This window comes from Streptomyces sp. NPDC056169, from assembly GCF_042268445.1.
GTDB lineage: Bacteria > Actinomycetota > Actinomycetes > Streptomycetales > Streptomycetaceae > Streptomyces.
In genome coordinates, this window is the sequence record NZ_JBHJUO010000031.1 from 1 (window position 1) to 13,755 (window position 13,755).

Annotated in this window: 13 protein-coding genes; 5 read left to right on the forward strand and 8 right to left on the reverse strand. The window is 72.8% G+C overall.

The features are described 5' to 3' along the window. Window positions 1–157: 157 nt before the first annotated feature. The 7 genes from ACFC0G_RS36705 to ACFC0G_RS36735 all read right to left on the reverse strand — a co-directional run bounded on the left by ACFC0G_RS36705 (window position 158) and on the right by ACFC0G_RS36735 (window position 8,455). Window positions 158–1,807: a dipeptide ABC transporter ATP-binding protein gene (locus ACFC0G_RS36705; RefSeq protein ID WP_376412526.1), complete on the reverse strand. Its 1,650-nt coding sequence runs from the start codon at window positions 1,805–1,807 to the stop codon at window positions 158–160. Next, complete coding sequence (locus ACFC0G_RS36710) at window positions 1,804–2,793, reverse strand: ABC transporter permease (RefSeq protein ID WP_376412529.1); 990 nt, start codon at window positions 2,791–2,793, stop codon at window positions 1,804–1,806. The genes ACFC0G_RS36705 and ACFC0G_RS36710 overlap by 4 nt, the downstream gene beginning before the upstream one ends. Beyond that, window positions 2,790–3,737: an ABC transporter permease gene (locus tag ACFC0G_RS36715; RefSeq protein WP_376412677.1), complete on the reverse strand. Its 948-nt coding sequence runs from the start codon at window positions 3,735–3,737 to the stop codon at window positions 2,790–2,792. The genes ACFC0G_RS36710 and ACFC0G_RS36715 overlap by 4 nt, the downstream gene beginning before the upstream one ends. Window positions 3,738–3,778: 41 nt before the next feature. Further along, complete coding sequence (locus tag ACFC0G_RS36720; protein ID WP_376412532.1) at window positions 3,779–5,512, reverse strand: ABC transporter substrate-binding protein; 1,734 nt, start codon at window positions 5,510–5,512, stop codon at window positions 3,779–3,781. 200 nt (window positions 5,513–5,712) lie between these two features. After that, on the reverse strand, window positions 5,713–5,808 hold the full coding sequence (locus tag ACFC0G_RS36725) for an Ms4533A family Cys-rich leader peptide (protein ID WP_312846791.1): 96 nt from the start codon (window positions 5,806–5,808) through the stop codon (window positions 5,713–5,715). Between the two features lie 101 nt (window positions 5,809–5,909). Further along, window positions 5,910–7,481, reverse strand: coding sequence for a DUF3152 domain-containing protein (locus tag ACFC0G_RS36730; RefSeq protein ID WP_376412537.1), 1,572 nt, complete (start codon window positions 7,479–7,481; stop codon window positions 5,910–5,912). An 8-nt stretch (window positions 7,482–7,489) separates the two neighbouring features. Continuing rightward, window positions 7,490–8,455: an alpha/beta fold hydrolase gene (locus ACFC0G_RS36735; RefSeq protein ID WP_376412540.1), complete on the reverse strand. Its 966-nt coding sequence runs from the start codon at window positions 8,453–8,455 to the stop codon at window positions 7,490–7,492. Between the two features lie 142 nt (window positions 8,456–8,597). Here ACFC0G_RS36735 and ACFC0G_RS36740 point away from each other — a divergent pair, with 142 nt between their 5' ends. The 4 genes from ACFC0G_RS36740 to ACFC0G_RS36755 all read left to right on the forward strand — a co-directional run bounded on the left by ACFC0G_RS36740 (window position 8,598) and on the right by ACFC0G_RS36755 (window position 10,447). Beyond that, complete coding sequence (locus ACFC0G_RS36740) at window positions 8,598–8,813, forward strand: hypothetical protein (RefSeq protein ID WP_024759554.1); 216 nt, start codon at window positions 8,598–8,600, stop codon at window positions 8,811–8,813. A 146-nt stretch (window positions 8,814–8,959) separates the two neighbouring features. Continuing rightward, window positions 8,960–9,619 carry a TetR/AcrR family transcriptional regulator gene (locus ACFC0G_RS36745; protein WP_376412543.1) on the forward strand — a complete coding sequence of 220 codons (660 nt, stop codon included), beginning with the start codon at window positions 8,960–8,962 and terminating at the stop codon, window positions 9,617–9,619. Between the two features lie 140 nt (window positions 9,620–9,759). Beyond that, entirely contained in the window at window positions 9,760–9,987 is a 228-nt protein-coding gene (locus ACFC0G_RS36750; protein ID WP_030207540.1) for a DUF3107 domain-containing protein, read from the forward strand. A 190-nt stretch (window positions 9,988–10,177) separates the two neighbouring features. Further along, complete coding sequence (locus ACFC0G_RS36755) at window positions 10,178–10,447, forward strand: hypothetical protein (RefSeq protein WP_376412546.1); 270 nt, start codon at window positions 10,178–10,180, stop codon at window positions 10,445–10,447. Window positions 10,448–10,490: 43 nt separating this feature from the next. Here ACFC0G_RS36755 and ACFC0G_RS36760 read toward each other — a convergent pair whose 3' ends face one another. Then, window positions 10,491–11,213 (reverse strand): ferritin-like fold-containing protein, encoded by a 723-nt coding sequence (locus ACFC0G_RS36760; RefSeq protein ID WP_317598878.1) that lies wholly within the window; start codon window positions 11,211–11,213, stop codon window positions 10,491–10,493. A 481-nt stretch (window positions 11,214–11,694) separates the two neighbouring features. Here ACFC0G_RS36760 and ACFC0G_RS36765 point away from each other — a divergent pair. After that, window positions 11,695–13,755, forward strand: a 2,061-nt coding sequence (locus ACFC0G_RS36765) for a DEAD/DEAH box helicase (RefSeq protein ID WP_376412550.1), incomplete at its 3' end; no start/stop codon positions are given.

The window sequence follows — 13,755 nt, forward strand, 5'->3', positions numbered from 1 at the left end:
GCGGGGGCCCCCCCCCCGCCGGCTGCACACCCCCCCGCGTTCGGGCGGGGGCGCCCCCGCCGCGCGCCCCCCCCCACCACCGGAAGGGGTGAATGCACGTAACTTTCCCACCCCGGTCGCGTTCTGTCGCGGTACGCGTCGGGAGGGTTACGGAGTGTCAGGCAGCGGCCAGTTCCTTGCGGCGTCCCCGGCGTTCGGCCGCGTGGGCCGGGTCGAGGGACGGAACGGCGGCGAGGAGGCTCCGCGTGTACGGGTCCTGGGGTGCGCCGTACACCTCCTCGACCGTGCCCTGCTCGACGATCCGGCCGCCGCGCATGACGGCGACGCGGTCGCTGACCTGCCGGACGACGGCGAGGTCGTGGGCGATGAAGACGAGCCCGAGGCCGAGTTCGGCCTGGAGTTCGGCGAGCAGCGCGGTCACCTGGGCCTGGGTGGTGACGTCGAGCGCGGAGACGGGTTCGTCGCAGACGACGACCCGGGGCTCGGCGGCGAGCGCGCGGGCGATGCCGACGCGCTGGCGCTGGCCGCCGCTGAACTCGTGCGGGTAGGCCTCGTACCGGTCGGGTTCGAGGCCCACCCGGTCGAGCAGCTCCCGCACCCGGCCGCGGATCCGGGTCTCGTCGCGCTCCCCCGCCGCGCGCAGCGGGTCGGCGATCGACTCGCCGACGGAGCGGCGCGGGTTGAGGGAGGCGACGGGGTCCTGGAAGACCATCTGGAGCTCGCGGCGGTACGGGCGCAGCTCCCGTTCCGACAGGCCGCCGATCTCCTTACCCCCGTAACGGAGCCGGCCGCCTGTCGGATCGAGGAGCCGCACCAGCATGCGGCCGAGGGTGGTCTTGCCGCTGCCGGACTCCCCGACGACGCCCAGGGTTTCGCCCGCGTGGACGGTGAGGGAGACGCCGTCGACGGCGGTCACCGCGCGCTTGCCGCGCCCGAACTCCCGCCGCAGGTCGACCGCTTCGATGAGCGGCTCGCCGGCGGGCGCGGCGGCGGGCCGCACCGGCCCGTCGAGCCGGGGCACGGCGGTGAGCAGCCTGCGCGTGTACGGCTCCACGGGGGCGCCCAACACCCCGTCGACGGGCCCGCGTTCGATCTCACGGCCGCCGCGCATGACGAGCACTTCGTCGACGCTCTCGGCGGCGACGCCCACGTCATGGGTGACGAGCAGCAGCGCCGTTCCGGTCTCGCGCCGGAGTTCGTGCAGCAGGTCGAGGATCTGGGCCTGGACGGTGACGTCGAGGGCGGTGGTCGGCTCGTCGGCGACGAGGAGCCGGGGTTCGCAGGCGAGGGCCATCGCGAGGAGGGTGCGCTGGCGCATGCCGCCGCTGAACTCGTGCGGGCGGGAGCGGGAGCGGCGGGCCGCGTCGGGGATGCCGACCCGGTCGAGGACCTCGACGGCGCGGGCGCGGGCGTCCCGGCGGGAGCCCCCGGCGTGGATCCGGTACACCTCGGCGATCTGGTCGCCGACGGCGTAGTAGGGGTCGAGGGCGGACAGCGGGTCCTGGAAGACCATGGCGGCGACCCCGCCGCGCAGTCTCCGCAGCTCGGCCGGGCCGGCGGTGGCGACGTCGATGCCGCCGACCCGTACGGAGCCGGTGACCCGCGCGCCCGTCCCCCGGTGGAGGCCGAGGAGGGCGCTCGCGACGGTGGACTTGCCGCTGCCGGACTCGCCGACTAGGGCCAGGGCGCGGCCTTCGCCGAGGGTGAGGGAGAGCCCGTCCACGGCCCGTACGGGGTCGCCGGCGCGGTCGAACTCGACGGTGAGGTCCCGGACTTCCACCAGGGGGGCTTCGTTGAGCGAGGTCACGTCAGGACCACCCTTCGGTCGGCGGCGGCGTACAGGAGGTCGGCGACGACGCCGGCGAGGACGACGGCGACGCCCATCACCATGACCACGCCCACCACGACCGGCAGGTCGATCGAGCGCACCCCGTCGAGGAGGGTCTTGCCGAGTCCGGGGATGCCGAAGAGGGACTCGGTGAGGACCGCCCCGCCGAACATGTAGCCGAGGTCGACGGCGCTGACCGCGATGACCGGCGGGACGGCGCCGCGCAGGGCGTGACGGGTGACGACGGCCCGCTCCCCCACGCCGTAGGCGCGGAAGGTGCGGATGTGGTCCTCGGCGAGCGTCTCCAGGGTCGAACTCCTCGTGAGCCGCGCGTATTTGGCGGATTCGAAGAAGCCGAGGGTCAGCCAGGGCAGCAGCATGTTCCACGCCCACTGCTCGGGGTCCTCGCCGAGGGGGACGTAGCTCGGGAAGGGCAGCCACTGGAGGTAGGCGCAGACGACCATGAGGAGCAGCAGCCCGAGGATGAAGACGGGCGTGCCGGTCGCGGCGAGGGTGAGCACGGTCAGGACGCGTTCGGTGGCGCCGCCCCGGCGCAGCGCCGAGAGCAGTCCGGTGCCGACGCCGACGACGAGCCAGACGACGAGCGCGCCGAGGGCGAGCGAGGCGGTGGCCGGGAGGCGCTCCAGGATGAGCCGGGTGACCTGCTGGTCGTTCTGGTACGAGAGTCCGAGGCAGGGCGCGTCGCAGTGGGTGACGGAGGTGCCGGTGGAGTAGTCGCGGCCGACGAACACCCCCTGGAGGAAGTGCAGGTACTGCGTGACCACGCCTTGGCCGAGGCCGAGCCGCTCGCGCACCTGGGCGATCTGCTGGGGGTTGCAGCGCTCCCCGCAGGCGAGCCGGGCGGGGTCGCCGGGCGCCACGTAGAAGAGGGCGTACACGAGGACCGAGAGCGCCAGGAGGACGAGCGCGGCACCCGCGAGCCGCTTGAGGACGTAGCGGGTCATCGGGAGTTCTCCTTACGGGTGCCCACGCGCAGCCGGCTCGCCTCGCGCGGGTCGAGGGCCGTGCGGACCGCGTCGCCGAGGACGGTGAAGGCGAGCACGGTGACGAAGAGCAGTCCGGCGGGCAGCAGGACGTACGCGGGATCGGCGCGGAACCAGGTCTGCGCGGTCGACAGCATCTGCCCCCAGGACGGGGTGGGCGGGGTGACGCCCACGCCGAGGAAGGACAGGGAGGCCTCGACGACCATGTTGGTGGGGACGAGGATCGCGGCGAAGGTGATGACGGGCGCGGCGAGCGCGGGCAGCAGTTCGCGGCGGGCCGTCCGCCACCGTCCGGAGCCCGCGAGGCGGGAGGCGGCGACGAAGTCGAGGCTCTTGAGGGTGAGGGTCTGGGCGCGCACGATCCGGGAGGTGCCCGCCCAGCCGAGCAGGCCGATGACGAGGATCAGCAGCAGCGGGCGGGGGAAGTCCCGGGGGACGACGGCGGTCAGCGCGATGGCGAGGACCAGCATGGGCAGGGCGACGAGCACGTCGGTGATCCGGCCGAGGAGGCCGTCGACCCAGCGGCTGCCGAGCCCGGCGGCGAGGCCGATGACGACGCCGAGGGCGACCTGGACGGCGGTGGCGCCGACGGCGACGAGGAGCGAGATCCGGGCGCCGTACAGGAGGCGGACGAAGAGGTCGCGGCCGGTGCCGGGTTCGACGCCGAGCCAGTGGTCGGCGCTCGCCCCGCCGAAGGAGCCGTACGGGACGCCGCCGCGGGCCGAGTCGACGAGGTCGTCGTGGTACGCGTACGCGTCCTGCCCTTCCAGGGCGGCGAGCAGCGGCGCGGCGACGGCGAGGAGGACGAGCAGGAGGAGGACCCCGGCGGAGACGAGGGCGGCGGGGCGGGTGCGGAGCCGCCGCCAGGCCTGCCGGGCGGCGCCCGTGGCGGGGGTGCCCGCCACGGGCGCCGACGGGTCGGCGAGCGGTGTGCCGGTCAGTGCGGTCACTTGACCGCGACCTGCGAGATGTCGAGGACGCCGGTCCAGTCGCTGATGACGACGTTCTTGATGTCCTTGCCGACGAGCCGCTTGTAGACCGGGTGGAAGAGGGGCACGTCGAGCGCCTGCTCGCCGATCTTCTTGTCGAGGGCGCCCCAGCGGGCGGCGGCGGCCTGGAGGTCGGTCAGCTTGTTGATCTCGTCGATCTCCTTGTTGACCGCCGGGTCGTTCAGCTGCGCGTGGTTGTAGTTGGAGCCGTTGGCGACGATCTGGCGGCCGTCGAAGATCGGCGCGAGGAACGGGCCGCCGGCCGGCCAGTCGGCGCCCCAGCGGGAGAGGAAGAGACCGGGCGCGTCCTTGACGCTCCAGCGCTTCTCGTTGAAGGAGTTGGGCTCCTGGCCGTCGAGCTTCACGGTGATGCCGGCCTTGCCGAGGGCCTCCTGCACGGCGGTGGCGATCTCGGGGCTGGTGGCGCGGTTCTGGGCGGTGGAGTGCAGCAGGGTGACGCTGAGCCCGTTCGGGAACCCGGCCTCCTTCAGGAGCTGCTTGGCCTTGGCCGGGTCGCCGGTCTTCCCGGCCGGGAAGTGGTCGTACGGCGTGAAGCCGAAGGACTTCTGCTCGGGCAGGAAGGTGGTGGCGGGCTCGGCGAGCGCGGAGCCGCCGGCGGCGTTGACGACGCTGGTGCGGTTGACCGCGTACGAGATCGCCTGCCGGACCTTGGGGTTGTCGAAGGGCTTCACCTTCGGGTTGAAGGCGAGGTAGTTGGTGAAGCCGAAGTGTCCGGTGCCGACGCGGGCGGCGAGCGCCTTGTCGGAGCCGACCTGGGCGAGTTCGGCCGGGCCGAGGTTGGTGTCGGTGGTGACGGCGGCGGAGTCGGCTCCGGAGGAGGTGGCGAGGCGCTGGTTGATGACGGCCTCGTCGAGCCCGGACCTGACGTCGATGCGGTCCGGGTAGGCCTTGCGCTCCTCGTCGGTCTTCGGGTCCCAGTGCTCGTTGCGCTCCAGGACGAGGCGCTCGCCGTCGTTCTCGTTCTTGACGACCTTGTACGGGCCGGAGGAGACGGGGTGCTCCTCGTACTTCGCGCCCTGGTCCTTGGCCTTCGGGACCGGGGTGAACTGCGTCTGCGTGGCGACGAAGGGGAACTCGCCCTCGGGCTTCTTCAGCTTGAAGACGATGGTCCGGTCGTCGGGCGTGACGACGGACGCGAGGCCCTTCTTGTCCTTGTAGGGGCCCTGATAGGTGTCGCCGCCGACGAGCCAGTCACGCAGGTAGGGGGCGCCGCCGGAGAGTTCGGCGGCGAAGGAGCGCTCGATGCCGTACTTGACGTCGGCGCTGGTGATGGGCGTGCCGTCCTCGAACTTCAGCCCCTCCTTGAGGGTGTACGTCCACTCGGTGGCGTCCTTGTTGGGGCGGCCGATGTCGGTGGCGAGGTCGGGGACGACCTTGCTGCCGGCGGCGCCCGCCTCGCGGTTGCGGGTGGTGAGCGTACGGAAGACGAGGGAGGGGACGTTGCCGCCGCCGGAGGTGTAGAGGCGGGCGGGGTCGAAGTCGGTCTGCGCCTCGCTGTTGAGGACGGTGAGCGTGCCGCCCTTCTGCGGGGTGCCGGCGGCCGCCTTGCCGGCGGCGCCTCCCGTGGCGCCGGTGTCCTCGGGTCCCGCGCAGGCGGCGGTGCCCGAGGCCAGGACGATGCTGACGGCGGCCGCTGCCACGCGGCGCGAAATGACGGACGATTGACGCATCGGAGAAGACCTCTCGAAGAACTGCGGGCGGGGAAAAGGGAATTCCGCGCAGGCAGCGGCGAGCGGCGACGTCCGGAGAAAGGGACGGAGAACCGGAACAGCACAGGGAAAAGCCGCGCCTGCGGGAGGGAAATACCCGGGCGCGGAAAGGCGTCGGCAGTACGCGAAGACGGAAAGGCCGACGAGCGCTCGGGCTGGCGTCAGCTACAGAGAATGTCGGCCACGGCGTGTCCGGTCACGCCGATGAGCGCCAGCTCAATGGCGGCGCGATCGAAGGCGACGTGACGGTGCGACATGCCGAGAAATATGAACGAACGCACGAGCGATGTCAACGCGCAGGGAGGGTTTCCCGAGACGCGCGTCTCACCATGTGATCATCATCGGAAGAGGCGGAACATCAACTTCCGGGATACACCCAGGGGTTGGGACGGCAGGCGATTCCGTCGATCCGCAGCGACTTCGTCTGCTGCTGCATCACGGGGGCGAGCGCACCGGGCGTGCTGCAGCTCACATGACCGTGCCCGAGCCGGTGTCCGACCTCGTGATTGATGAGCATCTGGCGATAGGCGTACATGGCTTTGGGTCCGAAGGTCTGAGAGCCCTGCGCCCAGCGGAACGCATTGATCATCACGCGCTCGGTATTGGCGGAATCGCAGGACACGTTGTCGACCGTCGTGTCGAGCCCCGACTTCCGGCACCACTCCCCGGTGGTGCCGGGGCTCGCGAGCGTGATGACGAACTGGGGTTCCCCGGTGGAGATCCGCTCGAAGGTCATCGCCCCTTGACCGGCCCAGCTGCGCTCGTCGTTGAGCGTCTTGTGCACGGCCGAGGCGAAGAGCGCGGGGTCGAGCCCGATGCCCTTCTCGACGTCGATCCGGTAGCGGACGAGCCGCCCCTTGCCGGGTGCCTTCTGGAAGCCCGGCACGGCCTCGAACTCGCCGGAGCCCTTCAGCTTCGGGTCGATCGGGAACTGGCGGGTCATCAACTGCTCGTACGTCGGCGCCGGGGCCGAGGCGGACGCCGAGGGGGCCGCGGGCGCGGCGGTCGCCGGGCGCGACGGGGTGATCCGGTCGTCGGAGCGGGAGGCGGAGGTGTCGCCCGAGGCCCGGTCCGCCTGCCCGTCGGCGGCGCGGGTGGTGGTCGGCGCGTCCCCCCGGTCGGCGACCTGCCCGGCGACGACGACGGCGAGGACGGTGGTGACGGCGGCGGCCGCGATACCGGTCAGGGTGCGGCCCTTGAGGACCCGGCCGCCCGATCCGTCGGCCGGAGCCTCCGGGTCGGTCGGGCTCCCACGCCGGGGCCCGGGGATGAACGCGCCCCGCTCGGATCCGGCCGCGTCCTGCTGCTCGGGTGCGTCGGGCCCGAACGCGTCCGACTCGAACGCATCCGGCCCGAACGCGTCCGGTCCGAACGTGTCCTGCCCGGGCGCGGCGGCCCGGTGCGAGCCGCGCCGGCGGCCGTACCCCTCGGGAGGACGCGGACCGCCGCCCTCGTCGTGCTGCGGATGCCCGCCCCGTACGGGACTGGTCCCGTAGGCGGGGATGCCGTACGCCGGGGTTCCCGGGGTCCCGTGCGCGGGGGTGTCGTAGGACCCGCCCCCGTACGTCTGCGTTCCGTACGGCGCCGACCCGTACGGGGGTGTCCCGCGCTGGGGTGCCTGCGGCGTCCCGTACTGCGGGGTTCCGTACTGCGGGGTTCCGTACTGCGGGGTTCCGTATCCCGGCGTATCGGCGACGCTCTCGCCGCCGCCCGGCGCCCTGCGGCGGCGCCCCGTCCCCGAGGGGGCCTGCCCGGTCGCCCCCGGGGCCTGCCCGGTCGCTCCCCCGGTCTGCCCCGTCACCGTACGCGGCGGTCCGGCCGCGGCCGGCGCGGCCGTCCCCGTCGTCCGGGTCGTCCGTCCGGCCGCCGCGCGCTGCTGTTCGGTGTCGGGCACCGAGGGCACGGAGCCCTTGCGACTATGTCGTCCCACGCCCCGGATCAGCTCCCGCCGTCTTCGGCGATCAGTTCCCGCGCGGCCTGGGCGACCGTCTCGGGGTACTCCATCATCGCCACGTGCCCCGCCTCCGGCAGGGTCAGCAGGCGCGAGCCTCGGAAGGCGGCGGCCGCCTTCCGGGCCATCCGGTACGCGACGAGCTGATCGCGCCCGCCGTAGACGAGGAGCGTCGGGGCGAGCACGCGCTCGGCCTGCCGCCACAGCCCGTGCTGCCCGCCGAGCGTGTACGCGTCGACGATGCCGCGCGAGGAGCGGGCCATGGCGTCCCAGAAGTAGGGGAGCTCCAGGCGCCGCTCCATCTCCTCGACGGCGTGCCGGAGGCCCTCGTCGGAGACCCGGCCGGGATCGCCGTAACAGAGGGAGAGGACCCCGCGGACCCGCTGCTCCGGCGTCCAGTCCCGGGAGATCTTCGCGAACAGCGAGGCGACGCCGGGCACCGCGAGCAGCGCGGTGGGCAGGGCGCTGCGCTGGGCCCGCAGCTCGGGCAGGGCCGGGGAGATCAGGGTGAGGGTGCGGACCAGGTCGGGCCGGACGGCGGCGACGCGGGTGGCGACGGCGCCGCCCAGCGAATTGCCGAAGAGGTGGACCGGTCCCCGCCCGCCGGCGTCCAGGAGCCGGATGACCGCGCGGGCGTGCCCGGTGACCGAGTAGTTGCCGTCGTCGGGCGGCGGGGAGTCGCCGAAGCCGGGCAGGTCGACGGCCTCGCCGTCGACCAGGTCCGCGAGCAGCGGCATGAGCGCCGACCAGTTCTGCGAGGAGCCGCCGAGGCCGTGGACGTACAGCGCGGGCGGCAGACCGGTGCGGATGCCGGGGCGGGCGCGCACGGTAAGGGTGAGTCCGGGCAGGGCGACGGAGCGGAGCTCCTCGCCGTCGGCGACCCGTACGGTGCGGATCCGCGACGCCTGCGGGGCGGCGGCGGTCCGGGTTTCCGGCAGCTCGGTCGAGGACATGGCCGCAATATTACGAGACGATCACGCGGCGGCGCGTGTGGGTGCCGTCACAAGTGCGTGTGCGGCGGGGCGCGTGTGCTCCTACGCTCGAAGAGAGGGCCATCGGAGCGGACCGCGGACCCCGCGCGCCGGAAGGAACCGCATGACTGTCGATCCGACCGAGCCGGACACATTCGCCGAGGAAGAGGTCGTCGTGCTCGACCAGGAAATCCCCGAGGCCGACGCGGCCGAGCAGCACACCGAAGTCCAGCAGCGCGAGGACGAGCACCCCACGCATATCGAGCACGAGTCGGCGAACGAGGCCGACGCGTCCGATCAGGCGCGTGTCGTCGCCCTCGACGAGGACGACTATCGCTGATTTGTTCGGTTTAATCTTGAATCGACTGTCGACCAGGGCGTCCGGTCCGTGAAATTCTGCGTTCGCACCGCGCACAGCCGGGTTACCCAAAAGTACGATGGCGGCGCGGCGCGACAGCGCGCATGGATCGAATCTTGGGAGGCCGCGTGAGCGCCATCGAGCAGACAGAGGCAGCACGCCCTCGGGGCACGCGCCTGCCGCGACGTGCCCGACGGAACCAGCTGCTCGGCGCGGCCCAGGAGGTCTTCGTCGCCCAGGGGTACCACTCGGCCGCGATGGACGACATCGCCGAGCGGGCGGGCGTCAGCAAGCCGGTGCTCTACCAGCACTTCCCCGGAAAGCTGGAGCTGTACCTGGCCCTGCTCGACCAGCACTGCGAGTCCCTCCTGCAGTCGGTGCGCACGGCCCTGGCCTCCACCACGGACAACAAGCTCCGGGTCGCGGCGACGATGGACGCCTACTTCGCGTACGTCGAGGACGAGGGCGGCGCCTTCCGGCTGGTCTTCGAGTCCGACCTGACCAACGAGCCGGCCGTGCGCGAGCGCGTGGACCGCGTCAGCCTGCAGTGCGCCGAGGCGATCTCCGACGTCATCGCCGAGGACACCGGTCTCTCCAAGGACGAGTCGATGCTGCTCGCCGTGGGGCTCGGCGGCGTCTCCCAGGTCGTGGCCCGCTACTGGCTGTCCAGCGAGTCCGCGATCCCCCGCGAGAAGGCGGTGGGTCTGCTGACCTCGCTCGCCTGGCGCGGCATCGCCGGCTTCCCGCTGCACCCGGTCGACGGCCAGCTGAGCGCCGAGGGCCACTGAGCCCCTGCCCGGGGCATTCCCGCGGGCTGTTCGCTCCTGGCGTGCTGCGGCTGAGCCGTGCACGTCCCCTCACCGGGCTAATGTGTGCAGCGTACGGCGCGGGAATTCGCGCAACGCTGACCGTTCGGAGGGACATAGCCGTGGAGGTCAAGATCGGCGTGCAGCACGCACCCCGGGAGATCGTTCTGGAGAGCGGGCAGTCCGCCGAGGAGGTGGAGCGCGCGGTGGCCGACGCACTCGCCGGCAAGGCGCAGCTGCTCAGCCTGTCGGACGAGAAGGGCCGCAAGATCCTCATCCCGGCCGAGAAGATCGCGTACGTGGAGCTCGGCGAGCCCGCCGTGCGTCGGGTGGGCTTCGGCGCCCTCTGAGTCCCGGATCTACGGGAAAGGCCCGGCGGACCGTCACGGTCCGCCGGGCCTTTCGTCTGTCCGTCGTCCGCCCCGGCATCGGGCCGTATGGCCACGTCAGGGGGTACGGGGAGGATTGCCGTCCGGGCGCCGGGGGTAGAAGGGCTACGACCGCACCACCCGCCCCGCAGCACCCGCGAGGTGATCCGCCGTGTTCCTGGAAGCCCTCGGTTCCGCCCTGCTCGGCTTCGCCCTGGCCTGGGTCGCCGTGCACCGGCTGGCCGACCGCCTCCCCTCCCGGGGGACCGTCCTCATGACCGGCGCGGTGGGCGGCGTCTTCGGCTCGCTCGTCACGCACGGAGCGCTGGGCCCCGGGCATCCCCTCGCCACCCTGATCGGTGCCGTGGCGGTCGCGGCGGTGCTGCTCTCCCTGCTGATCCGCCCGGCCTCGCGCCGACTGCGACGATCAGCGGCGGCGTGAACAGCGCCGCACGCCCCTGGAACGACCAGGAACCGCCAAGTTCCTAAGCGGCCAGGCCGAGTGCGGCCATCCGCTTGGTGTGCGCCTCGGTGATCCGGGAGAACATCCGGCCGACCTCGGCGAGGTCGAAACCGTCCGCGACACCGCCGACCAGCATCGTCGACAGCGCGTCGCGCTCGGCGACCACGCGCTGGGCCTGCGAGAGCGCCTCGCCCATCAGACGGCGCGCCCAGAGCGCGAGCCGGCCGCCGACGCGCGGGTCGGCGTCGATCGCCGCACGGACCTTCTCCACGGCGAAGTTGCCGTGGCCGGTGTCGTCGAGCACCGACAGGACGAGCCCGCGGGTGTCGGAGTCGAGCCGGGCCGCGACCTCCCGGTAGAAGTCACTGGCGATCGAGTCGCCGACGTACGCCTTGACCAGACCCTCCAGCCAGTCCGACGGCGCGGTCTGGCGGTGGAAGTCGTCGAGCGCCTTGGCGAAGGGCTCCATCGCGGCGGTCGGCTCGGCGTCCACGGCGGCGAGCCGGTCCCGCAGCTGCTCGAAGTGGTGGAACTCGGCCGAGGCCATCTTCGCCAGCTCCGCCTTGTCGGCGAGGGTCGGCGCCAGCTTGGCGTCCTCGGCGAGCCGCTCGAAGGCCGCCAGCTCTCCGTAGGCCAGCGCGCCGAGGAGGTCGATCACGGCGGCGCGGTACTGCGGCTCGGCGGATGCCGTGGCCCAGTCCTCGGCGGCGATCCCGGTCGGTGTGGCGTTGTCAGGCGTCTCCATGGAGCGCACAATAGCCCGCTCCCGCCGCCGGGAAGGCCCTGGTCAGTCAGTGTGACCGTGCCCTCATCACGTTTTCTCCCAACACACATGCGCGATTCCGGGGTACAGTGATAAAGCGCCTGCTGAGTATGCGGACATGCTTTTGCACGTTCGGACGTATCCGGTGGGCCGACTCATGAATGAGGATGCCCGGTCGGTGGCCCGATCGGCTCCGGCCCGACAGCCCTTCCGGCGGACCCCGCGGAAGGGTCACCTCAGCGGTACGACGCTCGAGCGACGGCAGTGGTCCCGTGCCACCCGGCTGTGATCTTCCCGATCCGGCCGGTGTCCCGGCACGGTACGACCCCCATCGTTCGCCTCGTACCGCGTCCACAGAAGAGGCAGCACCCTGACTACGACTTTCCGAGAACTCGGAATCCTCCCCGAGACGGCCGAAGCCCTTGAGGCCGTCGGCATCGTCACCCCCTTCCCCATCCAGGAGATGACCCTTCCGGTCGCCCTCACCGGCACCGACGTCATCGGCCAGGCCAAGACCGGCACGGGCAAGACCCTCGGTTTCGGCCTTCCCATCCTGGAGCGCGTGACCGTTCCCGCGGACGTCGAGGCCGGCCGGGCGAAGCCCGAGCAGCTGACCGACGCCCCCCAGGCGCTCGTAGTCGTCCCCACCCGCGAGCTGTGCCAGCAGGTCACCAACGACCTCCTCACCGCCGGCAAGGTGCGCAACGTCCGCGTGCTCGCCATCTACGGCGGCCGTGCGTACGAGCCCCAGGTCGAGGCCCTCAAGAAGGGCGTCGACGTCATCGTCGGCACCCCCGGCCGACTGCTCGACCTGGCCGGCCAGCGCAAGCTCGACCTGTCGCACGTCAAGGTCCTCGTCCTCGACGAGGCCGACGAGATGCTCGACCTGGGCTTCCTGCCCGACGTCGAGAAGATCATGAACATGCTTCCGGCCAAGCGTCAGACCATGCTGTTCTCGGCGACCATGCCGGGCGCGGTCATCAGCCTGGCCCGCCGCTACATGTCGCAGCCCACGCACATCCGGGCCACCTCGCCCGACGGCGAGGGCGTGACCGTCGCCAACATCAAGCAGCACGTCTACCGCGCGCACAACATGGACAAGCCGGAGATGGTCTCCCGCATCCTCCAGGCCAACGGCCGCGGGCTCGCGATGATCTTCTGCCGTACGAAGCGCACGGCGGCCGACATCGCCGAGCAGCTGGAGCGGCGCGGCTTCGCGTCCGGCGCGGTCCACGGCGACCTCGGCCAGGGCGCCCGCGAGCAGGCGCTGCGCGCCTTCCGCAACGGCAAGGTCGACGTCCTCGTCTGCACCGACGTCGCCGCGCGCGGCATCGACGTCGAGGGTGTCACCCACGTCATCAACTACCAGTCGCCGGAAGACGAGAAGACCTTCCTCCACCGCGTGGGCCGCACCGGCCGCGCGGGGGCGAAGGGCACGGCCGTGACGCTGGTCGACTGGGACGACATCCCGCGCTGGCAGCTCATCAACAAGGCGCTGGAGCTGGACTTCCACGACCCGGTCGAGACGTACTCGTCGTCCCCGCACCTCTACGAGGAGCTGGACATCCCGGCGGGCACCAAGGGCATCCTGCCCCGCACCGAGCGGACCCGTGCGGGTCTCGGCGCGGAGGAGCTCGAGGACCTGGGCGAGCCCGGCGGACGCCGTGGCCGCGGCCCGAAGACCGCCGAGCGGACCGAGCGGACCGAGCAGGCCGAGGAGCGTCCGGACCGTACGCGGACCCCGCGTCAGCGCCGGCGTACCCGTGGCGGCAGCGAGTTCGGTGACGCCCCGGCGTCGACGGCTCCGGCCGCCGCCGTGTCGGCCGCTCCGGCCGCCGCGGTGACCGAGGACGCCCCGGCCGAGTCCGGCCCGCGCACCCCGCGTCGCCGTCGCCGTACCCGTCCGGGCGGCGCCGGCGCCGCGCCGGTCGCCCAGGCGGCCCCGGTCGTGGAGTCCGCTCCGGTCGTGCGGACGGCTCCGGCTGTCCAGGCCGCGCCGGTCGTCAAGACCGCCCCGGTCTTCCAGGCCGCCGCGGCGCCCGTCGCCGAGGAGCCGAAGGCTCCCCGTCGCCGTGCCCGTGTCGCCCGTCCGGAGGCCGTGACGGCCGCGCCCTTCGCCCCGGCCCCCGTGGCCCAGGAGGCCGCCCCGGCACCGCGCCGTCGCCGTCCCCGCGTGCTGCGTCCGGTCGAGGACACCGTCTCCTTCCAGACGGTCGAGACCGCCGCGGCCGCCCTGCGGAACGCTCCGGTCGCCGAGGCGCCCGCCGCCCCGGTCGTCGAGGCCCCTGTCGAGGCCCCGGCGGAGCCGAAGAAGGCCCCGCGCCGCCGTACGGCCAAGAAGGCCGTCGCGGAGCAGGTCGTCGAGGCCGTCGCCGCGCCCGTGGTCGAGACCGTCGAGGTCACGGCCGAGGTCACGACCGAGGTCGCGGCCGAGGTTCCCGCCCCGCGCCGTCGCCGTGCGGTCCGCAAGGCCACCGGTTCGCCGGTGACCGCCGAGGCGCCGGTGGCCGAGGCCCCCGTCGCC

What these genes read in the sequence shown, in the direction of transcription:
- ACFC0G_RS36710 (WP_376412529.1), bottom strand. Translation starts at nt 2,793, where the DNA reads ATGACCCGCTACGTCCTCAAGCGGCTCGCGGGTGCCGCGCTCGTCCTC.
- ACFC0G_RS36720 (WP_376412532.1), bottom strand. Translation starts at nt 5,512, where the DNA reads ATGCGTCAATCGTCCGTCATTTCGCGCCGCGTGGCAGCGGCCGCCGTC.
- ACFC0G_RS36725 (WP_312846791.1), bottom strand. Translation starts at nt 5,808, where the DNA reads ATGTCGCACCGTCACGTCGCCTTCGATCGCGCCGCCATTGAGCTGGCG.
- ACFC0G_RS36735 (WP_376412540.1), bottom strand. Translation starts at nt 8,455, where the DNA reads ATGTCCTCGACCGAGCTGCCGGAAACCCGGACCGCCGCCGCCCCGCAG.
- ACFC0G_RS36740 (WP_024759554.1), top strand. Translation starts at nt 8,598, where the DNA reads ATGACTGTCGATCCGACCGAGCCGGACACATTCGCCGAGGAAGAGGTC.
- ACFC0G_RS36760 (WP_317598878.1), bottom strand. Translation starts at nt 11,213, where the DNA reads ATGGAGACGCCTGACAACGCCACACCGACCGGGATCGCCGCCGAGGAC.